The sequence below is a fragment of the Amycolatopsis minnesotensis genome, assembly GCF_039529815.1.
GTDB classification, from domain to species: Bacteria; Actinomycetota; Actinomycetes; order Mycobacteriales; family Pseudonocardiaceae; genus Amycolatopsis; species Amycolatopsis minnesotensis.
Window position 1 is genome coordinate 9,228 of record NZ_BAAANN010000028.1, and the last position, 22,703, is coordinate 31,930.

The following is a 22,703-nucleotide window of genomic DNA, read 5'->3' on the forward strand; positions in this document are numbered from 1 at the left end:
GGAACCGATCTGGGGCCGGCGCCCGTCGAGGGTGAGGCACGGTTGCTGATCGCGGCCAGGGTGGGGTGAGGCTGTGGATGCTTTGTTCGGCTCCGGTAGCCTCTGCGTGGCTTGAAGATGTCTTCGGTGCCTGACTTTCTGGGAGTCTCATGTCGCGCAGGGTCGGTGCGGTCGCGCTCGCTGTCGCGGGGCTGGTCCTGACGTCGGTCGCGCCCGCGGTGGCCGCGCCGGGGGTCAGGTGCTCGGTGGCCAAGCTGCCGCTTCCCGACGGGACCACCGCCGCCTCGGTGACCGATGTCGCCGATGACGGGTCGGCGGTCGGGATCGCGGCGGGCAAGTCCGGCCCGCACGGGTACCTGTGGCGCGCCGACGGGACGATCACCGACCTCGGCGCCTTCGACCCGACCGCGATCGGGCCCGGCGGAATGATCGTCGGCAGCACACCCGGCGAAGACGGACATGGTCGCGCCGCGGTGTGGCGCGACGGCACTGCCACCGTGCTGCCCGGCGCCGCGGACCGCGGCTCCGACGCGGTGGACGTCAACCGGGCCGGTGACATCACCGGTGTTCTGTCCACTTCGGACACTTCGCAGCGTGCCGTGGTGTGGCCGCACGACCGGCCGCGGAGCGTGGTGTACCTCGACAGCAAAGAGGACTTCGCCACCGCCGTGCACATCGACGACGGCGGATATGTGATCGGTTCCGTGGGGGACGTGCCCCCGAACGTGGCCGAGGTCGTGTGGCGAACCGACGGCCGCGAAGTGCGCCGATACGGTCCTGACCAGCAGGGCGAGCCCAGCGTGGTGCTGCACGACGTCGCGCGGGGCCGGATCGCGGCGATGGACCGTTCCGGTGGCGAGCCGCGCATGGTGGTGCTCGACGCCCGCACCGGCCGCGGCGAACCGGTCCCGCTCGCCGAGCACGGCAGCCCCACCGCGATCAGCGACCGCGGCACGATCGTGGGCAGCGAGTCCACCGGCGAGCACGGCCTCGACATCGTGCCGACGATCTGGTCCGGTGGCGCCAAGGCCGCGCTGCCCGGCCCCGACGGCGCGCTGTTCTTCACCCCGGTCGCGCTCGGCGGCACCGGCCGGTTCGCGGTCGGCAACGGCCACGACGCCGCCGCGAACTTCGCCCTCCGCTGGACCTGCCGCTGATCCGCGACCGCCACGAGGTTTCGTGGACGCCCCTCAAACCCCGAAGGTGACCTTCAGGGAACTGGACGCCACGAACTCACCCCTCGCAAGAATCCGCCCGTGCTCATGCCCCTCCGCACGCCGTGAGGGCGGCGTATGCGGCGTCAGATTCCCTGATGGCCACCATGACGGCGTCCAGTGCCGTCATGGTGGCCATCAGGGGCAAAGCAGCCCGCCGGGGACCGAAAGGCTCAGCCGAGTCGCAGTTCGGGTGAGTACAGGTCGATCCAGTGGTAGAGGTCGAGCACGCGGTCGATGCCGTTCCTCGTCGTGCCCGGCATGGTGGCCGCGTCCACCTCGGCCGCGTCCTGCAGCCACGCGCGGTTGACCAGGCCGAAGACCGGGTTGTCGGGCTCGGCGAGCACCTCCTTGGCCTGCTGCTGCAACGCCGCCGCGTAGCCGGGGTCCTGTGTGGACGGATACGGGCTCTTCACGCGGTCGCGCACCGAGTCCGGCAGCACGTGCTTGGTCGCGTGCCGGAGCAGGCTCTTTTCCCTGCTGTCGAAGGTCTTCAGCGACCACGGGGTGTTGTAGACGTACTCGACGAGCCGGTGGTCGCAGAACGGGACGCGGACCTCGAGACCGACGGCCATCGACGCGCGGTCCTTGCGGTCGAGCAGCGTCCGCACGAACCGGGTCAGGTGCAGGTTGCAGACGGTCCGCATGCGCTGTTCGAGCGGGCTCACGCCGTCGAGCTGGTCGACCGAGTCGACGGCGGTCTTGTACTGGTCGGCGACGTAGCCGGGGATGTCGAGCGTTTCCCGCAGCTTCGGTTCGAGCAGGGCGTGCCGGTCGCTGGTGATCGCGTTCTGGAAGGCCAGCCACGGGAAGGTGTCCGCGTTGACCGCCGCCTCGTCGTGGAACCAGCGGTACCCGCCGAACACCTCGTCGGCCGACTCGCCGGACAGCGCCACCGTCGACTCGCCGCGGATCGCCTTGAACAGCAGGTACAGCGAGGTGTCCATGTCGCCCATGCCCGCGGGGATGTCGCGGGCGGTGATCACCGCGCGGCGCACCGCGGGATCGGTGAGGTCACCGGGGTTGAGCATCACGTCCTGGTGCGCGGAGCCGACTAGCTGGGCGACGTCGCGGATGTACGGCGAGTCCGGGGTGTCGCGCATCTCGTCCGCCTTGAAGTTCTCCTCCTGCCCGAAGAAGTCGACGGAGAAGGTGCGCACCTGCTCGCCCTGTTCGGCCAGCGCGGCCGCGGCGAGCCCGGTGACCGCGCTCGAGTCGAGGCCGCCGGAGAGCAGCACGCAGCGCGGCACGTCGGCGACGAGCTGGCGGCGCACGATGTCGGTCATCAGCTCGCGCACGCGCTCGACCGTGGTCTCCTGGTCGTCGGTGTGCTGCTTGGCGTCGAGCCGCCAGTAGGTGCGGGTGCGGATGCCGTCGCGCTCGACCACCGCGATGGTGCCGGGATCGACCTCGTACATGTCCTTCCACAGCGACCAGCCCGGCCTCTTGGTGAAGCCGATCAGCTCGCGGAACCCGTCGGCGTCGACGATCTTGCGCGCGAGGGGGTTCGCCAAGATCGCCTTCGGCTCGGAGCCGAACAGCACGCCGTCACGGGTCGGGTAGTAGTAGAAGGGCTTGATGCCCATCCGGTCGCGGATCATCACGAGCTTCTCGTCGCGCTCGTCCCAGATCGCGAAGGCGTACATGCCGTTGAGGTGGTCGGCGACGGACTCGCCCCATTCGAGGTAACCGTGCAGGACGACCTCGGTGTCGCTGTCGGTCTCGAACTCGTGGCCCTTGCCGGCAAGTTCGTGGCGCAGCTCGGAGAAGTTGTAGGCCTCACCGCTGTAGACCATCGAAACGGCGCCGTTCGGCGTCTGCACGGCCATCGGCTGCTTGCCGCCGGGGAGGTCGATGATGGCGAGCCTGCGGTGGCCGAGCGCGGCGTGGGCGCGGACCCAGGTACCCGAGTCGTCGGGTCCGCGGCACGCCATCGTGCCGGTCATCGCGTCGATGGTGTCCCGGCGCTGCGTGAGGTCGGAGTCGTAGGAGACCCAACCGGTGATACCGCACATTGGCGTCCTCCGAGGCGATCGAAAGATAGTTAGCAATTACAACTATGCGTAACACTGTTGTAACGCAGATCGCCGCCGTTGTCTGCCCGGATTGCACGCTCCGTCCGGACTCGATTACTTCATGTGGCATGTGTCACGAAGCCTCAAGATCCCGTAAAGGCCGTCCCCCGCCGCGTCAAGGAGCCGTCAGACGCCCTCTAGCACAGCGGGTGACCGGCGCAGAGTCAGCACGGTCGTGGTCACCGATGGGGTGACCCGTGTTGGCAGGTGCCCGTTTTGGAAGGAAAGCCGTGGCCGATTTGCTCTACGCCGTTCTCCTGATCGGCGTTTTCGTGGTGCTCGCGCTGACGCTGCGCGGCATGGAGAAGCTGTGAACGGCGTCGGCACGGTCGCGAACATCGTCGGCGGCGTGCTCGCGCTGGGCCTGATCGTCTACCTGTTCATCGCCTTGATCCGCCCCGAGAAGTTCTGATGGCGGAGCCCTGTCCCGTGAAGGAATACGATGAGTGACACCGCGGCCGGCCTCCTGCAGGTCGGCCTTCTTCTCGTAGCGCTCGCGGTGGCTTACAAGCCGCTCGGCGACTACCTGGCGCGCGTCTTCTCCAGTGAAAAGCACTGGAAGGTCGAGCGCGGTCTCTACAAGCTCTTCCGGGTCGACCCGAACTCCGAACAGCGGTGGACCACCTACGCCGCCGGGGTGCTCGGCTTCTCGCTCGTCTCGGTCGTGCTGCTGTACCTGCTGCAGCGCCTGCAGTCCCTGCTGCCGCTCGATCTCGGCCGCGGCGCGGTGGCGCCCGGTATCGCGTTCAACACCGCGGTCAGCTTCGTGACCAACACGAACTGGCAGTCCTACACACCGGAGACGACGCTGGGCCACTTCGCCCAGATGGCCGGGCTGACGGTGCAGAACTTCCTGTCCGCGGCGGTCGGGCTCGCGGTCGCCATCGCGCTGGTGCGCGGGTTCGTCCGCTCGAAGACCGACCGGCTCGGCAACTTCTGGGTCGACCTGACCAGGGGCACGATCCGTGTCCTGCTGCCGATTTCGTTCGTGTTCGCGATCGTGCTCGTCTCGCTCGGCGTGGTGCAGAGCCTCAAGTCCGGTGTCGCGGTGGCCAACCCCGACGGCAGCGGCAGCACGATCGCGCTGGCGCCCGCGGCGAGCCAGGAGGTCATCAAGGAACTCGGCACCAACGGCGGCGGTATCTTCAACGCGAACTCGGCGCACCCGTTCGAGAACCCCAACGCGTGGACGAACCTGATCGAGATCTTCCTGATCCTGGTCATCCCGGTTTCGCTGACGCGGACGTTCGGCAAGCTCGTCGGCAACCGCAAGCAGGGTTACGTGCTGCTCGCCGTGATGGCCGCGCTTTCGGCCGTGACGCTGACGATCACGTGGCTGTCCGAGGCGCACGCGGGCGGACCGGCCGCGCTCGCCGCGGGCGGCAACCTGGAGGGCAAGGAACAGCGCTTCGGCACCAGCCTGTCGTCGATCTTCGCCAACGCCACCACCGGCACGTCGACCGGCGCGGTCAACTCCATGCACGACAGCTACAGCGGGCTCGGCGGCGGGATACCGCTGCTGAACATGCTCTTCGGCGAGGTCACGCCGGGCGGCGTCGGCACCGGTCTCTACGGGATCCTCGTGATGGCGATCATCGCGATGTTCCTCGCCGGGCTGATGGTCGGGCGCACCCCCGAATACCTCGGCAAGAAGCTCGGCAAGCGCGAGGTCACCTGCGCCGCGATCGCGATGCTCGCGATGCCGACGGTGGTGCTGCTCGGTTCCGGCGCCGCGCTGATGATGCCGGACACCGCGGCCGCGATGACCAACAGCGGCCCGCACGGGCTGTCCGAGGTCCTCTACGCCTACGCGTCCACCGGCAACAACAACGGCAGCGCGTTCGGCGGGCTGACCGTGACCAGCGACTGGTTCGAGTCGACGCTCAGCGTGGCGATGCTGCTCGGCCGGTACGTGCCGATCCTCGCCGTGCTGTGCCTCGCGGGCTCGCTCGCCTCGCAGCGCAAGGTGCCGCAGACCGCGGGCACGCTGCCCACCACGGGCGCGCTCTTCGGCTCGATGCTCACCGGCACCGTCGTACTCGTCGCCGCTCTCACCTTCATCCCCGCGCTCGCGCTGGGACCCATCGCGGAGGCACTCGCATGACCACCACCGAAAAGCCCCAGCGTGCCGCGGTTCAAGAGACCCCGCACCACGGGGAGAACCCCGGCCGGATCGGCGCGGGCGTGTTCAACCCCCGGCAGCTCCTGACCTCGTTCCCCGACGCGCTGCGCAAGCTCCACCCGCGACACCAGCTCGCCAACCCGGTGATGTTCGTGGTGTGGGTGGGTTCCATCCTGGTGACCGTTTTCGCGATCACCGACCCGAGCGTGTTCACCGTTCTCATCGCGGTGTGGCTGTGGTTCACCGTGCTGTTCGCGAACCTGGCCGAGGCCGTCGCGGAGGGACGCGGCAAGGCACAGGCGGAAACGCTGCGGAAGTCCAAAAAGGAGACCGTCGCGCGCAGGCTCACCGAGGACGGCTCCGAGGAGAGCGTGCCCGGCGTCGACCTGCGCGTCGGCGATCTCGTGGTGGTCGAGGCGGGCCAGGTGATCCCCGGTGACGGTGACGTCGTCGAGGGCATCGCGACCGTCGACGAGTCCGCGATCACCGGCGAGTCCGCGCCGGTGATCCGGGAGTCCGGTGGCGACCGGTGCGCGGTCACCGGCGGCACCACGGTGCTCTCGGACCGGATCGTCGTGAAGATCACGACCAGGCCAGGCGAGTCCTTTGTGGACCGCATGATCGCGTTGGTGGAAGGCGCTTCGCGGCAGAAGACGCCGAACGAGATCGCGCTGACCATCCTGCTGGCCACCCTCACCATCATCTTCCTGCTCGCGGTGGTCGCGCTGCAGCCGATGGCCGGCTACTCCGGCAGCCAGCAGTCGGTGATCGTGCTGACCGCGCTGCTGGTGTGCCTGATCCCCACCACGATCGGCGCGCTGCTCTCAGCGATCGGCATCGCGGGCATGGACCGGCTGGTGCAGCGCAACGTGCTGGCCACATCGGGGCGCGCGGTCGAAGCGGCCGGTGACGTGTCGACGCTGCTGCTGGACAAGACCGGGACGATCACCTTCGGCAACCGCAAAGCCACCGAACTGGTCCCGGTTGGACAGTCCACACCGGACGAACTGGCGCGCGCGGCGCGGCTGTCGAGCCTCGCCGACGGGACACCGGAGGGACGCAGCATCATCGAGCTGATCGTCCGCGACAACGACCTGCCTGCCGAGGCGAGCGAGGACGAGAAGCTCGCCGAGTTCGTCCCGTTCACCGCGCAGACCAGGATGAGCGGCATCGACATCGGTGAGCGCGAGGTCCGCAAGGGCGCCACCGCGTCGGTGCTGGCCTGGGTCCGCGACCGCGGCGGCGAGGTGCCCGCCGAAACCGAGCGCGTCGTCGACGAGATCAGCGGGCAGGGCGGCACCCCGCTCGTGGTCGCCGAATCGGGACCGGGCGGCACCGGGGTCCGCGGCGTCATCCGGCTCTCCGACGTGGTGAAGCCGGGGATGAAGGAGCGCTTCGTCGAACTGCGCGCGATGGGCATCAAGACCGTCATGATCACCGGGGACAACCCGTTGACCGCCAAGGCGATCGCCGAGGACGCGGGTGTCGACGACTACCTCGCCGAGGCCAAGCCCGAGGACAAGATGGCCCTGATCCGCAAGGAGCAGGAGGGCGGGCGGCTGGTCGCGATGACCGGTGACGGCACCAACGACGCGCCCGCGCTGGCCCAGTCCGATGTCGGCGTCGCGATGAACACCGGCACGTCGGCGGCGAAGGAAGCCGGCAACATGGTCGACCTCGACTCCAACCCGACCAAACTGATCGAGATCGTCGAGATCGGCAAGCAGCTCCTGATCACCCGCGGCGCGCTCACCACGTTCAGCGTGGCGAACGACCTCGCGAAGTACTTCGCGATCCTGCCTGCCATGTTCGCGGCCATCTACCCGCAGCTCGGCGGCCTGAACGTGATGCACCTGGCGACGCCGCAGTCGGCGATCCTGTCCGCGGTGATCTTCAACGCGCTGATCATCGTGGCGCTGATCCCGCTCGCGCTGCGCGGCGTCCGGTACCGCCCGTCGTCGGCTTCGGCGCTGCTGCGGCGGAACCTGCTCATCTACGGCCTCGGCGGCATCGCCACCCCGTTCCTCGGGATCTGGCTCGTCGACCTGCTCGTCCGTCTCATTCCCGGAATGGGTTGATCCACATGAAGGTGTTGCTGAAGCAGAGCATGGCGGGGCTGCGCGTCCTGGTCGTGCTGACCGTGCTGCTCGGGGTGCTCTACCCGCTCGGGGTGTGGCTGGTGTCGCGGGTTCCCGGCCTGCAGGCCAACGCCGAGGGTTCGGTCGTCGAGCAGAACGGGACCGCCGTCGGGTCGTCGCTGATCGGGGTCGACCCGGTGCCGGCGGACCCCGCGCACGACCCGTGGTTCCACAACCGGCCCTCCGCGGGCTCGAAGGACTCGCTCGGCCCCGGCGACCCGTCCACCTCGGGCGGTTCGAACAAGGCCGCGACCAACGAGGACCTCGTCAAGACGGTCGTCGAGCGCCGGGACCTGATCGCCAAGCGCGAAAACGTGGCACCGGAGGCGGTGCCGACCGACGCCGTCACCGCGTCCGCGTCGGGGCTCGACCCGTCGATCAGCCCGGCCTACGCCGCGTTGCAGGCGACACGCGTCGCGGCGAACACCGGGGTGCCCGTCGACAAGATCCATCAGCTCATCGACGCGAACACGCACTCGGCGGGCATCGGCATGCCCGGTGTGAACGTGCTGGAGCTGAACCTCGCCGTGCAACACGCACGGTGACGACGTACACAGCGACGAGTGGGCACGAAGAGCGCAGACTGATCGGGTGGACGTGAGCGAGGAAACCGGCGAGGACGAGGGCACCACCTCGCCGCAGCGGCGCCGGGGAGAGCTGAGGATCTACCTCGGCGCCGCGCCGGGGGTCGGCAAGACCTTCGCGATGCTGGGCGAGGCGCGGCGGCGGCTCGACCGCGGCACCGACGTGGTCGCGGCGCTCGTCGAGACGCACGGGCGGAAGAAGACCGCCGAACTGCTCGACGGGCTGGAGGTGCTGCCGCGACGGCACGCGTCGCACCGCGGGCACGAGTTCGAGGAACTGGACGTCGACGCGGTGCTCGCGCGGGCGCCCGAGGTCGCCGTCGTGGACGAGCTGGCGCACACCAACGTGCCGGGCTCCCGCAACGAGAAGCGCTGGCAGGACGTCGAAGAGCTGCTCGTCGCCGGGATCGACGTGCTGTCCACGGTCAACGTGCAGCACCTGCAGAGCCTCAACGACGTGGTGGAGCGCATCACCGGGGTGGCGCAGCAGGAGACCATCCCGGACGAGGTGGTGCGCCGCGCCGAACAGCTCGAACTGGTCGACATCACGCCGGAGGCGCTGCGCAGGCGCCTCGCCCACGGCAACATCTACGGCGCGGAGCGGATCGACGCGGCGCTCGGCAACTACTTCCGGCCGGGCAACCTCACCGCGCTGCGCGAGCTGGCGCTGCTGTGGGTCGCCGACCAGGTGGACGTCGCGCTCCAGCGGTACCGGGCGGAGCAGCAGATCACCGACACCTGGGAAGCGCGCGAGCGGGTGGTCGTCTCGATCACCGGCGGGCGCGAAAGCGAGACGCTGATCCGGCGCGGCAGCAGGATCGCGACGAGGGCGGGCGCCGAGCTGCAGGTCGTGCACGTGCTGCGCGGTGACGGGCTCACCGGGCTCGGTCCCGCCGCGCTCGGCAAGTACCGGAAGCTGGCCGAAGAGGTCGGCGCCACCTTCCACACGGTCGTCGGCGACGACGTGCCGAGCGCGCTGCTGGACTTCGCGCGCGGCGTCAACGCGACGCAGCTCGTGATCGGCACCTCCAGCCGGACCAGGCTGGCCAGGTTGTTCGACGAGGGGATCGGCGCGGCCGTGGTGCGGGACTCGGGACCGATCGACGTCCACATCGTCACGCATTCGCGGGCGGGCGGGCGGTTGCGGGCCAAGCTGAGCGCGAGCCCGCTCACCCCGTCCCGCCGGGTCGTCGGGTGGGCCCTCGCGGTGCTGGTGCCCGCACTGGCCACGTTCATCGGCGTCCTGTTGCGACAGTCGCTCGACTTCTCCACGAACGTGGTGGACTACTTCCTCGCCACCGTGGTCGTCGCGCTCGTCGGCGGGCTGGGGCCCGCACTGCTGGCTTCGGTGTTTTCCGCGCTGCTGTTGAACTTCTTCTTCACCGAGCCGTACTTCACGTTCACCGTGGACGCGCAGCGCAACGTGGTCACGCTGATCGCGATGGTGCTGGTCGGCGTGCTCGTGGCGCTGGTCGTGGACAGGGCGGCGCGCCGGGCGGCGCAGGCCGCGCGGGCGCGCACCGAGGCCGCGTTGCTCGCCTCCTACGCGAGGACCGTGCTCACCCATGCCGCGCCGCTGGAACGCCTGCTGGAGAAGGTCCAGGAGAACTTCGCGCTCAGTTCGGTGGCACTGCTGGAAAAGCGCGGCGGTGCGTGGAAGCGCGTGGCGAAGGTCGGCACCGATCCGTGCGGCGATCCCGACGAGGCCGATGTGGACATCGCGGTGACCTCGGAGGTGCACCTGACCCTGCGCGGCCGCGCGCTGCCCGCCGCCGACCGGAGGGTGCTCGAAGCCGCCGCGGGACAGGCGCTGCTCGCGTTGCGGCAGCAGAGGATGGCGTCGAAGACCGCGGTGGCCGAACGGAAGGCGGAGGCGACCGAGCTGCGCACCGCGCTGCTGTCCGCGGTGGGCCACGACCTGCGCACGCCGCTGACCTCGATCAAGGCCGCCATCGGCAGCCTGCGCGCACCGGATCTGGAGTTCTCCCAGGAGGACACCGACGAACTGCTCGCCACCATCGAGGAGTCGGCGGACCGGCTCGCCGGGCTGGTGGACAACCTGCTCGACTCCTCGCGGCTGGCGACCGGCGCGGTGCGCCCGCACCTCCGCCCGGTCGGGTACGACGAGGTGCTCTACCACGCTCTGTCCACTGTGGATGGTTCGAAGGCGGTGGTGATCTGCGTCGACGAGCGGCTGCCCGCGGTGCTCGCCGATCCCGGCCTCCTCGAACGGGTGATCGCGAACGTGGTGGACAACGCGCTACGGCACGGCCGCGCCGAACAGCCGGTGTCGGTGCGCGGCAGCGTGCACGCCGACCAGGTGGAGCTGCGCGTCGTCGATCACGGGCGCGGGTTGAAGAAAGGTATGGCAGAGTCGGCTTTCGCCCCGTTCCAGCGTCTCGGCGATCGCGACGCGACACCGGGCGTCGGATTGGGGCTGTCCGTTGCCAAGGGGTTCACCGAGGCGATGGGCGGCTCGATCCGGGCGGAGGACACCCCCGGCGGCGGCCTGACCGTGGTGATCTCCCTTCCCGTCCAGCACAGCAGCAACAGTGTGGAGCCCATCCGATGAGTCCGAAGGCAGAGGGCAGCACGGTTCTCGTCGTCGACGACGAGCCGCAGATCGTGCGCGCGCTGCGGATCAACCTCTCCGCGCGCGGCTACCGCGTGATCACCGCGCACGACGGCGCGGCCGCGTTGCGCGCGGTCGCCGAGACGAAGCCGGACGTGGTGGTGCTCGACCTCGGCCTGCCGGACATGGACGGCAACGAGGTGATCGAGGGCCTGCGCGGCTGGACCCCGGTGCCGATCATCGTGCTGTCGGCGCGCGGGGACTCCTCGGACAAGGTCAAGGCGCTCGACGCGGGCGCGGACGACTACGTGACCAAGCCGTTCGGCATGGACGAGCTGCTCGCGCGCCTGCGCGCGGCGGTGCGGCGCTCGGCGACGGTGAAACCGGGCGACGCCGATGCCGTGGTGGAGACCGAGGCGTTCACCATCGACCTCGCCGCGAAGAAGGTCCGCCGCGACGGCACCGAGGTGCACCTGACGAAGACCGAATGGGGCGTGCTGGAGCTGCTGGTGCGCAACCGCGGCCGCCTCGTGGCGCAGAAGCAGCTGCTGCACGACGTGTGGGGTCCCAGCTACGAGACCGAGTCGCACTACCTGCGGGTGTACCTGGCCCAGCTCCGCCGCAAGCTCGAACGGGAACCGTCCCGGCCGCGGCATCTGCTCACCGAGCCGGGTATGGGCTACCGCTTCGAAGCCTGAGCCGTACTACGGCGTGGTCGGCGTGGTCCCGCCACCACTCGACGGCGTCGTCGGATCGGTCGACGGCGGGTTCGACGACGACGGCGGGTTGCTGGACGACGGCGGAGTCGACGTCGGCGGTTTGGTCGACGTCGGTGGCTTGGTGGTCGGCTTCGTCGGGCTGCTGCCGGGCGGTGTCCACGGCGGCGTGCCGGTGCCGGGCGGCAGCCCGGTGCCCGGCGGCACGGGCACGCCGGGGTGGTTGGCGGGCGGCGGCAGGATCGTGGTCGTCGGCTGGCCGTCGGTGCCGATGGTCACCACCGTGGTCGGCGACGCCGAGGTGACGGGCGCGTTCGGGTCGCCAGGCACGGCTTCGCCGTTGACGGTGACGCTGCCCTGGCCGGGCTGCGCGTTGCCGGGAATGCGCTGCGGGCCGCCAAGCCCGCGCTGCGGCGCGGTGGCGCTGGAGTCCGCGGCCGGGCTGGAGATCTGCGCGACGGCGGCGAAACCGGTGGTGAGCACGAGCCCGCTCGCGGCGAGCAGCAGGAACCCGGTGCGGTGCAGGCGGGTGCCGGGCTCGCGCGGTGGTGCGGCTTCGGCTCGACTTCCCTCGGGGCTTCCGCCCTTCGGTGACCCCAGTCGGGTCATGCTTGCTCCTCGGTGCGTCCGGCGGTGAATCCGGCAAAATCTGCCTGAGCGACACCCAGGCGAGTTAGCCCAGGCGGCGGACCCGGGACGGGACCGTACCACTGTCGGTGAACGTTCCACGAACGTGTCCGCGAACCCCGTTAACTCTCCGCAACGATCTTGACCGGGGGTGATCCGGCAAAATGACCGGAATGACGGTGAAAGACGAACAGGTGCGGCTCAACGCCTGGGTCCGCGGCACGGTCCAGGGCGTCGGTTTTCGCTGGTGGACCCGCAGCAGAGCGCTCGAGTTCGGCCTGGTGGGCAGCGCGAGCAACCTCGGGGACGGCCGTGTCGAGGTGGTAGCGGAAGGTAGTCGAAACAACTGTGAGCGGTTGTTGGCGGCCCTCCGGTCCGGTGAGTCACCCGGAAGTGTGGATCACGTCGCCGAGCGCTGGTCCGAACCCCGAGGCGGCCTCACCGGCTTCGTGGAGCGTTGACGCGGGCGTTCCTGATGAGACTTTCCGGTCGCGGCGTGACCGTCCCCGAAGGCTGCTCCGGCAGAGGTCGAGGTGAGGTTCGCCGCGTATGCCCCGAAGGCTCCCTTCGGTCAGCTGTGTCCCCTGGCGGGGACGTCCTGCCAGAGGTGAAAATAGGGCGCGCGCGCCTCCGCTGTGGGGGCGATCTCGCTGTCCCCGGCGAATCTGCTTGTTTACGGGCCAGGGCACCTACCGCCGTGTTTCCGCCTTCGCGGTCGTCGGCAAACCCGTGCGGGCCCACCGTGGGAGAAGAGTGACTGCTGGGGCGCCCGGAAACGGGTGTTGCTCATGTGCTGCCCGCCGTGGTAGGGCGCGCCGATGACACCCCGGCGTCCCACGAGGCGGAGTGGCCGGTAGGTAAACTCTGCCGACCGGCACTCAAGACCGCCACACTGGAGAAGGAAGTCCCCCGCGGTGCACCTCAAAAGCCTGACGCTCAAGGGCTTCAAGTCCTTCGCCTCGGCGACGACGCTGCGGTTCGAGCCCGGTATCACCTGCGTGGTGGGGCCGAACGGCTCCGGCAAGTCGAACGTGCTCGACGCGCTGCGCTGGGTGATGGGCACGCAGGGCGCCAAGGACCTGCGCGGCGGCAAGATGGAGGACGTCATCTTCGCCGGGACGGCGGGCCGCGCGCCGCTGGGCCGCGCCGAGGTGACGCTGACGATCGACAACGCCGACGGCGCGCTCCCGATCGACTACACCGAGGTCTCGATCACCCGCCGCATGTTCCGCGACGGCGCGAGCGAGTACGAGATCAACGGCAGCGGCTGCCGCCTGATGGACGTGCAGGAACTGCTGTCGGACTCCGGTATCGGCCGCGAGATGCACGTCATCGTCGGGCAGGGGCAGCTTTCCCAGATCCTGGAGGCGAAGCCGGAGGAGCGCCGCGCCTTCATCGAAGAGGCCGCGGGGGTGCTGAAACACCGCAAGCGCAAGGAAAAGGCGCTGCGGAAGCTCAACGCCATGCAGGCGAACCTCGACCGCCTCGGCGACCTGACCACCGAACTGCGCCGCCAGCTCAAGCCGCTCGGCAAGCAGGCCGAGATCGCCCGCAAGGCGCAGACGGTGCAGTCGGAGCTGCGCGACTCCCGGCTCCGCCTGCTCGCCGACGACCTGGTCACCCAGCGCGCGGACATCGCCCGCGAGGAGGCCGACGAGAGCGCCGCGCGCGCTCGCCGCGGCGAGGTCGAGCAGGCACTCGAAACGGTCACAGCGGAAGAGCAGCACCTCGAGTCCTCGCTCGCCGAGGACGCGCCGAGGCTCGCCGCCGCGCAGGACACCTGGTACAAGCTTTCGGCGCTGGCCGAGCGCTTGCGCGGCACGGTGCGCCTCGCCGTCGAGCGCCAGCGGCACCTGTCCGCCGAGGTCCCGACCGGGTCCAGCGGCCGGGACCCGGAGGAGCTGCTCGCCGAGGCCGAAGCCGCTGCCGAGCGCGAAGAAGAGCTGAACGAGGCCGTCGCCGAAGCGCGGGCGATGCTTTCGCAGACCGTGCAGCGCCGCGAACAGCTCGAACACGCTGTGCAGGCCGCCGAAAAGGCGCACATGGCCGCCGTCCGCGCGATCGCCGACCGCCGCGAAGGGCTCGCCAAGCTCACCGGTCAGGTCGAGGCGCTGCGCAGCAAGAACGGTGCCACCTCCGACGAGATCGAGCGGCTCACCGTCTCCATCGACGAGGCGAACGCGCGGGCCGAGCAGGCCGCAGAAGAGCTGGAGGAGGCGCGCGCCGAGGGCGGTGTCGAGGAATCCGACGACGCCGGGCTCCAGGAGCGCCACGATCGGGCGGTCGAAGCGAACAACGCGGCGAAGGCCAGGGTCGAGGAACTCGTCAAGGCCGAGCGCACCGCGGAGCGGGACATCGCCTCGGAGAAGGCCAGGGTCGACGCGCTGTCGATGGGCCTCAAGCGCAAGGACGGCGCGGGCGTGCTGCTCGGCGCCGCCGACACGCTGCCCGGCCTGCTCGGCTCGGTCGCCGCGCTGCTGACCGTCGACGCCGGCTACGAGGTCGCGCTCGCCGCCGCGCTCGGCCCGGTCGCCGACGCGGTCGCGGTGGCCGGTGGCGAGGACGCGCTCGCCGCGCTGAAGTTCTTGAAGGCAGAGGATTCCGGTCGCGCCGGCGTGCTGCTCGGCGGCCAGGAGTACACAGTGGACACCGGCAGCCTGCCGTCGCTGCCGACGGGCGCGCGGTGGGCGCGCGAGGTGGTCAACGCGCCGGAGCAGCTGCGCCCCGCCGTCGAGCGCGCGCTCGACCGGGTGGCCATTGTGGACGGTCTGGACGACGCGCGGCGGCTCGTCGCGGTGCATCCCGGCATCAGCACGGTCACCGCCGACGGCGATGTCTTCGGCGCGCACTGGGCGGTCGGCGGATCCGCGCGCGGCGAGAGCGTGATCGAGGTGCAGGCCGCCGTCGACGAGGCGCAGGACCGCATGCTCGCCGCGGAGCGCGCGCTCGAACGCACCACCGCGGAGCTGGAAGGCGCCCGCGCGGAGCAGCAGTCGCGCCGCGAAGAGGTCGGCCAGGCGAAGGACGCGCTCGGCGAGGCGAAGGTGCGCCGCGCCCGCTCCGGTGAGCGGCTCAACCGCATGCAGCAGGCCGCGCGGTCGGCCGAGGCCGAGGTCACCCGCCTGCGCGAGCAGCGCACGAAGGTGGAGAGCAGCAGGGAAGAGGCACTCGCCAAGCTCGCCGAGTTGGAAGACCGCCTCAGCGCAGTCGCCGAGGAACAGGACTTCGAAGAGGACCCCGACACCACCGAGCGCGACGAGGCCGCCGACGAACTCGCGGTGGTGCGGCAGGAAGAGGTCGAGGCGCGGCTTTCGCTGCGCACGGCGGAAGAGCGCGTCCGCGGGATCGCGGGCAAGGCGGATTCCTTGCGCCGCGCGGCCTACGCGGAGCAGCAGGCCCGTGAGCGCGCCGAAAAGGCCCGTGTGGCAAGGGAACGCGGCGCCGCTATCGCCACGGCCGTGGTCAACGGCGGCGAGCTGGCGTTGGAGCGCATCGAGGTCTCGGTGCAGCGCGCGGCGGCCGAGCGCGATCAGGCGCAGGCGATGCGCACCGAGCGGGAGTCCGCGCTGACCCAGATCCGCAGCCGCGTCCGCGAGCTGACCGGCGAGCTGGAGAAGCTGACCGACGCCGTGCACCGCGACGAGGTGCTCCGCGCCGAACAGCGGCTTCGCCTGGAGCAGCTGGAAACGAAGATCTCCGAAGAATTCGGGATCGGGCTCGAAGACCTCGTCACCGAGTACGGTCCCGGCGTACCGGTACCGCCCAGTGCCGGCGAGATGGCCGAGTACGAGGAGCTGAAGGAACGCGGTGAGGCCGTGACGCCGCCGCCCGCGATCCCGTACGACCGCGCCACCCAGCAGCGCCGTGCCAAGCGCGCTGAGAAGGATCTCGCGCTGCTCGGCAAGGTGAACCCGCTCGCGCTCGAAGAGTTCGCCGCGCTCGAAGAGCGGTACAAGTTCCTCTCGACCCAGCTCGAAGACCTGAAGGCGACGCGGAAGGACCTCCTCACCGTCATCAAGGAGGTCGACGACAAGATCCTCGAGGTCTTCAGCTCGGCCTACACCGATGTCGCGCGCGAGTTCGAGATCGTGTTCTCCGTGCTGTTCCCCGGTGGCGAAGGCCGCATGGTGCTCACCGAGCCCGACGACCTGCTCGCCACCGGTGTCGACGTCGAAGCGCGCCCGCCGGGCAAGAAGGTCAAGCGGCTGTCGCTGCTTTCGGGTGGCGAGAAGTCGCTCGTCGCGGTGGCGATGCTGGTCGCGATCTTCCGCGCCCGCCCGTCGCCGTTCTACGTGATGGACGAGGTCGAGGCGGCGCTGGACGACACCAACATGCGGCGCCTGATCAAACTCCTCGAACAGCTTCGGGCCGCGTCGCAGCTGATCATCATCACGCACCAGAAGCCGACCATGGAGATCGCCGACGCGCTCTACGGCGTGAGCATGCAGGGCGACGGCATCACGAAGGTGATCTCGCAGCGCCTGCGCACCGAAAAGATCGAGACCGCCGAGAAGATCACGAAGCCCGAGAAGCTCAACGTGGTCGAAGTGGCCGAGGCGCCTGGACAGCCTGAGGTGACCGAACGGCCCGAGGCGACTGAACAGCCTGAGGCGACCGAAGTGGCCGAGGTGACCGAGCCGCCTGAACAGCCTGAGGCGACTGAACAGCCTGAGGCGACCGAAGTGGCCGAGGCGACCGAGCCGCCTGAACAGCCTGAGGCGACTGAACAGCCTGAGGCAGCCGAAGTGGCCGAGGCGACCGAGCCCCCTGGACAACCCGAGGCGTCCGCCACCTCGACCTGAATCGGGAGCTGCCCTCGAAGTCCCTGAAGGCGACCTTCGGGGAATCCAACGCCGCGATCTCGCCCCTCACAGCGCGCGGCATGGTGCTGCTGATGCCCCGAAGGTGCCCTTCGCGGCGTCAGATTCCCTCAAGGGCACCTTCAGGGCATCCAACGCCGCGTTCCTGGCCGTCACAGCACGGAGCACGGCGCCGCTGATGCCCCGAAGGGAGCCTTCGCGGCGTCAGAGTCCCCGAAGGTCGCCTTCGGGGAATGCGGCCAAGGACCCCGATCTCGCATTGAGGTCACGATCGCGGGCAGTGCCTTCTCGTGCGTGCGCCGTGCCGCGATAATCGCTTCGCTCGCAGGCCGACGTGGGGAGCGTTCTTGGCAGACGACGAGGGTGATCAGGCAGGGCAGCGCAAGCGAAGGCTGCCGTTCAGCCGCACCGCGAGGCTCACCGCGTGGGGGCTGGCGGTCGCGCTGATCATCGTGGCGGGGTTGTACCTGTGGTGGCAGCGCATCCCGTCCGTCGACGACCTCAAGGAGGAGGCGGGGCTCAAGGGGAAGCCGGAGCTGCTGATCGGCGTGATGGACGACATCCCCGGCGTCGGCTACCGGGACCCGGTCACCGGGCGGTTCGGCGGGTTCGACATCGACATCGGCTACCTGGTCGGCGCGAGCCTCGGGTTCCGGCCGAGCGAGGTGCGGTTCCTGCCGGTCGAGAACGAGGACCGCAACCGCATGCGCGCGCAGGACCACGGGCACCAGGTGCAGGTGGACCTCGTGATCGCCACCTACAGCGTCACTCCCGAGCGCGAGGCCGAGCGCAGCGTCAGCTTTTCGGCGCCCTACCTGGACACCGAGCAGTCCGTGATGACGCTGAAGGGCCACGCGCCGGTGCAGGACCTCAGCGACCTCGCCGGGAAGACGGTGTGCACGATCAGCACGTCCACGTCGAAGTACCCGGCCGCGGACGCCGGTGCGAAGGTCGCGGGCAAGCGCAAGATCAGCGAGTGCCTGCCTGGCCTGCGTTCCGGCGAGTACGACGCGGTGACCACCGACGCGGCGATACTGGCCGGGTTCGTCGCCGCCGAGCCCGCGGTGTTCGCCCACCACGACGTCGGGTTCTCGACGCCGGAGTCGTGGGGGGTCAACACGGGCGGCAACGAGGCGCTGCGCAAGCTCGTCAACCTCGCGCTCTACGAATCCCGCAACGATCCCGACGACAAGCGCTGGGAAGACGCCTACGACCGGTACCTGCGCCCGGAGGAGGCGGCCAGCTCGCCCCAGCCCGTCGCCATCGACAAGCAGCCGGAAGTGCCAGAAGTGGAGGTCCGGCAGTGGCCGTGGGAGAGGCTGGCGGGCGTGATCGCCCCGCGGTGAGCGGCCAGGCCCGTGGCTCGCAGTGGACGCTCGCGTTCCTGCCCGCGTTCCCGATCGTGCTGCTCGTGCTCCGGCTGTGGCAGCTTTCGCGGCAGGATCTCGACACGATGCTGCTGCTCGTGCAGAACGTCGGGCCGCTCGACCTGGTCAGCTCGCTGGTGATCACGCTGATCTGGGTGCCGCCGGTGGTCGTGCTGACGGTGCGCGTGCTCGGCCTGCTCTACCAGGTGAGCGCCGGCGCGGACGCGAAGCCGTCCTGGCTCGCAGGCGGCGCCGACCGCACTCCGGACTGGGCGGTGGCGGCGGCGGTGATGTGGGCGGCCACGGCGTGGCAGGCGCAGTACCTCCCGGTGCTGGCGATGGTCACCGCCGCGATCGCCGGGCTGACCGTGCGGCACCGGCATCCCCAGCGGGTCCGGCTCATCCGCGCGGTGTGCCTGCTGCTGCCGCTGGGGCTCGCGATCGCCGAGTACGCGTGGTTCGGGCCCGCCATCGTCGACGCGGTCCACCGCGGCGAGATCGTGGTGGCGCTGCTGCTGCTCGTGCCGCCGTTGCTGGCGCCGCTGCTCGCCGGGCCGATCCCGGCCTCGGTCGCGCGCTCCGCGACCCACGCGCCCGCGGCGGCGGGCGCGCTGATCGGGCCGGTGGTGCTCGGCGCGATCTTCCTGCGGGCGCCCGTGCTGCCCTCGGTCGCGCTCGAACTCAAACCGGAGTCCGGCGCCCCGCGCGGCGAGATCGTGCTCGCCGGGGTGGTCACGGTCGACGACACGATGACCACGCTGCTCGACGACCAGGGCGCGGTGCGGTTCGTGCCGAACGACAGGGTGGCGTCGAAGACGTTGTGCGCGGGCGCGGAGCAGATCCCGCCGAGCCGCGTCGAAGCGCACGGCTGGCTGGTCGGGCAGTCGGCCCTGCAGTGGGTGCTGCCGTCGCGCCACACCCCCCGTTCGGGTGACCCCCGATGCGAAGGCCGCCCGGTCAAGGGCTGACTCACCCATGTGGCGCTAGACACATTGCTTAACGTGCTTTTTACTTCGAGAAATCGATTACTCGCGCACCTGAGCCTACCCGACGATCAGGAGTCCTCCCGTGACCTGGATACCCCCTGCCCAAAAACGAACGCCGAGACCCCGGCGCGGCCTCGTCACGCTCACCTTGGCCGCACTCGCCGCGCTGACCGTGATCGCGGCCCCGTCGGCGCTCGCCGCACCCACCGATTCCGCCGTCGCGCGCGCGACCCCGCTCGCGAAGGGGCCCGTCGGCTGGGACGTCTTCCGCAAGCTCGACGGCATGGAACGGATGCGGCCGGGGGAGCAGGTCCGCCAGTTTTCGAGCTTCGACCGCACCGGCGGGAACGAGGACGGCTTCAACGGTGTCTACTCGTGCCTGAGCCATGACCCCGACGGCCAGTGCGTCATCGCGGACGCGCACGGCGCGGGCGAGATTTCGTCGATCTGGTTCACCTACGCCGCGAACTCGGTGGCCGCGATCGGCAACATCAGGATCGAGCTGGACGGCCGCGTCGTGCTGCAGGCCAACCTGCAGGACCTGGTGAACGGCAGGAAGGGCGCGCCGTTCGTCTGGCCGCTGGTCGGCAATTCGCAGGACACCATGGGCGGCACGGTGCTCAAGGTGCCGATGCCCTACACCAGCTCGATGCGGATCGTCACGCAGAACAACCCGCACTTCTACCACGTGGCGTACCGCCAGTTCGCCGACGCGTCGGGGGTCCGCACGTTCGACCCCTCGGACAAGGCGCTCGACGTGGTCAACCGGCTGCGCGGGTACGGCGTCAACGATCCGAAGCCGCCGGCGCCCGGCGCGCGGACGGACACCGCGGGGATCGCGCTGGCACCCGGCGCGTCGATGTCGATACCGGCGGCGGCGGGCCCTCGCCAGATCAGCCAGCTCCAGCTACGGCTGCCGCAGGCGGTCAGCAGCCCGATGGCCTACGACGACGGCAGGGCGTTCGCGCCGGGCAGCAGCTCGTTCACGATGGCCGTCTCGCCCGCGAACCAGGGCATCCGGCTGACGCGGCGGTACGACCAGGGGATCGGGCACCAGCGGGCGAACCTGCTGATCGACGGGAAGCCCGCGGGTGAATGGACGAGCGGCCCCTCCGTGCGCGAACGCTGGGGCGAACAGACCATCGAGGTGCCGCCCGCGCTCACCGCGGGGAAGTCCAGGATCACCGTGACCAACGCGTTCGTCTCGTCCGATCTGGACGTCAACGAGTTCCGCTACGTCGCGCACAGCAAGCTCGGTGCCGACTGGGCGCTCTCCGACATCATCGACATCGGCCCGAACCACCCCGGTGAGGAGGCGACGCACGGCTACAAGATCCTCGGCGGGACGTGGGAAGGGCTCGGCAGTTCGCGGTTCGACGTGCCGGCCGCGCAGGTCACCGCGACCGATCAGCTGCTGGAGGGGCTGCGGCTGCGGATCACCTTCGACGGGAAGACCACTGTGGACAGTCCGGTCGGGGAGTTCTTCGGCTCGGGGCTCGGCAAGTACGCCACCAAGACGCTGATGACCTCGATCGACACCACCGAGAACGGCGCCTTCACGTCCTGGTACCCGATGCCGTACGGCAAGAACGCGAAGATCGAGCTGGTGAACTCCTCGCCGGTCGCGGTCACCGCGGGGTCCGTCGCGGTCACCTCCGCGCCGGACCCGTCGCTTCCCGCCGACCTGGCCAAGGGCGGCACGCACGGGTACTTCAACGCCACGCACCACCGGGCGGACACCGTGCCGGGGCAGGAGTGGAACTTCCTGAGCGCGCAGGGCCGCGGCGTGTTCTACGGCGTGACCACGAACATGCGCGGGCACATCCCGCCGGGTGGCGTACACCAGATGAACTACCTCGAAGGCGACGAGCGCGTCTACGTCGACGGTTCGCGGAGCCCGAGCGAGATCGGCACCGGTACCGAGGACTTCTACGAGTCCGGCTGGTACTTCATGGACGCCGAAGCGGGCAACCGGGAAGGCGTCACGTATTCGATGCCGCAGGCCGGTCTGGTGAGCCACGAATCGGCGGCCGACGGCTGCCAGTACGTGTGCCTCAACGCCTATCGGACTCTGATGGCGGACGCGGTGCCGTTCGGCAAGGGCATCGAGTTCGACATCGAGCACGGCGGCGATTCGGACCGGCCCGCGGAGTACAGCTCCACCGCGTACTGGTACGGAAACACCGGGCCGTCGCTGGAACAGTCCGATCTCGTGGACGTGGCGGACCCGGCGAGCAGGGCGCTGCACGGCTACACCGCGGACACCGAGGAGACGGCGACGGTGACGTCGACCTTCGAGGGCAAGGGAGACCGCACCCCGGTCACCGGCACAGTCTCGTCTTCGACCGGGCCCGTGCAGTTCACGGTCGCGGTGTCCCAGCCGAACTCGGGCCTGCGCCTGCACCGGGTTGCCGACCAGAACACCGGGTTCCAGCGGGCGAACGTGTTCGTGGACAACAGGTACGCCGGTGAGTGGTACCAGCCGCTGACGAACGGCTTCTCCCGCTGGCTGGAGGATTCCTACGACATCCCGGCGTCGTTCACCGCGGGCAAGGCGGCGGTGCAGGTGCGGTTCGAACCCGTCGACGGCGCCCCCGCTTGGACGGCGTCGCGCTACACCGCGCTTTCGCAGCTCGGCGACAACGCGAAGGGGGCGGTGAAACCGAACCAGGACTGAGCAAGGGGAACTGACGGGCGCTCCACTCGGAGCGCCCGTCAGTTTTTCACTTCGCTGAGGCGAAAAGGGCTTCCGCGTCGGCGATCGCCCGCGTCAGTGCCTCCGGTTCGGCGGTGAGACCCGTGACGATCGTGTCGATCGCGCGCAGACCGGCCCGGTCGAGCAGGGTCTTCTCGTTGGTGACCCACTCGCCGCGCGCCGCCAGCACGGCGTGCGCGGTCTGCATCGCGGCGGTCGCCAGCGCGCCCGCGACCTCGGTGAGCCGCCCGTGCCGCGCGTGGTTCGCCTTGGCGTAGGTCAAGGTCATCGCCGCGGAGCCCCGCCAGTGCGGCGGCGCGGATTCCCGGAGCGCGTCCGGGTACCCCGGCCGCGGCAGCGCGCCGCGCAGGACCTTGTTGATGGCGAGTTCGCCGACCACGAGGTAGCTCGGGATCCCGGCGAGGTGGAAGGCGAGCGGCTCCCAGTGGAACCGGCCCCGCCCGGCTTCGGCCAGCTCGTGCTCGACGACGTCGAGGTCCCGGTAGTGGACGTCGACGGCGCGGCCGTCGACCGTGAGCCAGGCGCCGCCGTTGAAGACGCCACCGCCCCAGCCGCCGATCTCGGACACTTCGCCGTCGTGGCCGAGTGCGCGCAGGGTGTCGGGGGAGAACTCGCCCCGGTAGTAGATCGCCAGGTCCCAGTCGCTGTCGGGCCGGTTCGTGCCCTTGGCGCGGGAGCCGCCGAGGGTGACCGCCCGCACCGCGGGCAGGCCCGCGAGCTGATCGGCGAGCCGGTCGAGAAATTCCTGGTCGGTGTTTTCCGGCAT

The 22,703-nt window shown here is 70.1% G+C and carries 15 protein-coding genes; 12 read left to right on the top strand and 3 right to left on the bottom strand.

The features are described from left to right. Positions 1–149 precede the first annotated feature (149 nt). A complete protein-coding gene (locus ABD256_RS29815) occupies positions 150–1,157 on the top strand; it encodes a hypothetical protein (protein ID WP_344426317.1) in 1,008 nt (335 codons plus the stop codon). A gap of 230 nt (positions 1,158–1,387) precedes the next feature. Here the strand turns inward: ABD256_RS29815 and asnB are convergent, their stop codons facing one another. Beyond that, the gene (asnB, locus tag ABD256_RS29820; protein WP_344426320.1) at positions 1,388–3,229 is read right to left on the bottom strand and encodes an asparagine synthase (glutamine-hydrolyzing); all 1,842 of its coding nucleotides are present in this window, start codon (positions 3,227–3,229) and stop codon (positions 1,388–1,390) included. Positions 3,230–3,599: 370 nt separating this feature from the next. On the opposite strand from asnB, the gene kdpF reads away from it, so the two are divergent. From kdpF to ABD256_RS29850, 6 genes are read left to right on the top strand one after another with little or no spacing between them, the layout of a single operon-like run. Further along, positions 3,600–3,701 carry a K(+)-transporting ATPase subunit F gene (gene kdpF / locus ABD256_RS29825; RefSeq protein ID WP_344426323.1) on the top strand — a complete coding sequence of 34 codons (102 nt, stop codon included), beginning with the start codon at positions 3,600–3,602 and terminating at the stop codon, positions 3,699–3,701. A 30-nt stretch (positions 3,702–3,731) separates the two neighbouring features. Next, positions 3,732–5,393 carry a potassium-transporting ATPase subunit KdpA gene (gene kdpA, locus ABD256_RS29830; RefSeq protein ID WP_344426326.1) on the top strand — a complete coding sequence of 554 codons (1,662 nt, stop codon included), beginning with the start codon at positions 3,732–3,734 and terminating at the stop codon, positions 5,391–5,393. Next, on the top strand, positions 5,390–7,489 hold the full coding sequence (gene kdpB, locus ABD256_RS29835) for a potassium-transporting ATPase subunit KdpB (protein WP_344426329.1): 2,100 nt from the start codon (positions 5,390–5,392) through the stop codon (positions 7,487–7,489). The genes kdpA and kdpB overlap by 4 nt, the downstream gene beginning before the upstream one ends. Positions 7,490–7,494: 5 nt before the next feature. Continuing rightward, positions 7,495–8,094: a potassium-transporting ATPase subunit C gene (locus ABD256_RS29840; protein ID WP_344426331.1), complete on the top strand. Its 600-nt coding sequence runs from the start codon at positions 7,495–7,497 to the stop codon at positions 8,092–8,094. Positions 8,095–8,140: 46 nt separating this feature from the next. Beyond that, a complete protein-coding gene (locus ABD256_RS29845; RefSeq protein ID WP_344426333.1) occupies positions 8,141–10,705 on the top strand; it encodes a DUF4118 domain-containing protein in 2,565 nt (854 codons plus the stop codon). Further along, positions 10,702–11,403, top strand: a complete 702-nt coding sequence (locus ABD256_RS29850; RefSeq protein ID WP_344426336.1) for a response regulator — start codon at positions 10,702–10,704, stop codon at positions 11,401–11,403. The genes ABD256_RS29845 and ABD256_RS29850 overlap by 4 nt, the downstream gene beginning before the upstream one ends. Before the next feature lie 6 nt (positions 11,404–11,409). On the opposite strand, the gene ABD256_RS29855 is transcribed toward ABD256_RS29850, so the two are convergent. Next, on the bottom strand, positions 11,410–12,030 hold the full coding sequence (locus tag ABD256_RS29855; protein WP_344426338.1) for a hypothetical protein: 621 nt from the start codon (positions 12,028–12,030) through the stop codon (positions 11,410–11,412). A 191-nt stretch (positions 12,031–12,221) separates the two neighbouring features. Here ABD256_RS29855 and ABD256_RS29860 point away from each other — a divergent pair, with 191 nt between their 5' ends. The 5 genes from ABD256_RS29860 (at position 12,222) to ABD256_RS29880 (ending at position 21,898) form a co-directional block, all read left to right on the top strand. Then, positions 12,222–12,509 (top strand): acylphosphatase, encoded by a 288-nt coding sequence (locus ABD256_RS29860; protein WP_344426341.1) that lies wholly within the window; start codon positions 12,222–12,224, stop codon positions 12,507–12,509. 453 nt (positions 12,510–12,962) lie between these two features. Continuing rightward, entirely contained in the window at positions 12,963–16,850 is a 3,888-nt protein-coding gene (gene smc / locus ABD256_RS29865) for a chromosome segregation protein SMC (RefSeq protein WP_344426344.1), read from the top strand. A gap of 365 nt (positions 16,851–17,215) precedes the next feature. Further along, positions 17,216–18,214, top strand: coding sequence for a transporter substrate-binding domain-containing protein (locus ABD256_RS29870; RefSeq protein WP_344426348.1), 999 nt, complete (start codon positions 17,216–17,218; stop codon positions 18,212–18,214). Further along, a complete protein-coding gene (locus tag ABD256_RS29875; protein ID WP_344426351.1) occupies positions 18,172–19,203 on the top strand; it encodes a hypothetical protein in 1,032 nt (343 codons plus the stop codon). Before ABD256_RS29870 ends, ABD256_RS29875 begins: the two co-directional genes overlap by 43 nt. A 100-nt stretch (positions 19,204–19,303) precedes the next feature. Further along, a complete protein-coding gene (locus ABD256_RS29880) occupies positions 19,304–21,898 on the top strand; it encodes a glycoside hydrolase family 172 protein (protein ID WP_344426354.1) in 2,595 nt (864 codons plus the stop codon). Positions 21,899–21,944: 46 nt separating this feature from the next. Here the strand turns inward: ABD256_RS29880 and ABD256_RS29885 are convergent, their stop codons facing one another. Then, positions 21,945–22,703 (bottom strand): nucleotidyltransferase domain-containing protein, encoded by a 759-nt coding sequence (locus ABD256_RS29885; RefSeq protein ID WP_344426357.1) that lies wholly within the window; start codon positions 22,701–22,703, stop codon positions 21,945–21,947.

What these genes read in the sequence shown, in the direction of transcription:
- asnB (WP_344426320.1), bottom strand. Translation starts at nt 3,229, where the DNA reads ATGTGCGGTATCACCGGTTGGGTCTCCTACGACTCCGACCTCACGCAG.
- ABD256_RS29885 (WP_344426357.1), bottom strand. Translation starts at nt 22,703, where the DNA reads ATGCCGGAAAACACCGACCAGGAATTTCTCGACCGGCTCGCCGATCAG.
- ABD256_RS29855 (WP_344426338.1), bottom strand. Translation starts at nt 12,030, where the DNA reads ATGACCCGACTGGGGTCACCGAAGGGCGGAAGCCCCGAGGGAAGTCGA.
- ABD256_RS29840 (WP_344426331.1), top strand. Translation starts at nt 7,495, where the DNA reads ATGAAGGTGTTGCTGAAGCAGAGCATGGCGGGGCTGCGCGTCCTGGTC.
- kdpA (WP_344426326.1), top strand. Translation starts at nt 3,732, where the DNA reads ATGAGTGACACCGCGGCCGGCCTCCTGCAGGTCGGCCTTCTTCTCGTA.
- ABD256_RS29815 (WP_344426317.1), top strand. Translation starts at nt 150, where the DNA reads ATGTCGCGCAGGGTCGGTGCGGTCGCGCTCGCTGTCGCGGGGCTGGTC.
- ABD256_RS29860 (WP_344426341.1), top strand. Translation starts at nt 12,222, where the DNA reads ATGACGGTGAAAGACGAACAGGTGCGGCTCAACGCCTGGGTCCGCGGC.
- kdpB (WP_344426329.1), top strand. Translation starts at nt 5,390, where the DNA reads ATGACCACCACCGAAAAGCCCCAGCGTGCCGCGGTTCAAGAGACCCCG.
- ABD256_RS29850 (WP_344426336.1), top strand. Translation starts at nt 10,702, where the DNA reads ATGAGTCCGAAGGCAGAGGGCAGCACGGTTCTCGTCGTCGACGACGAG.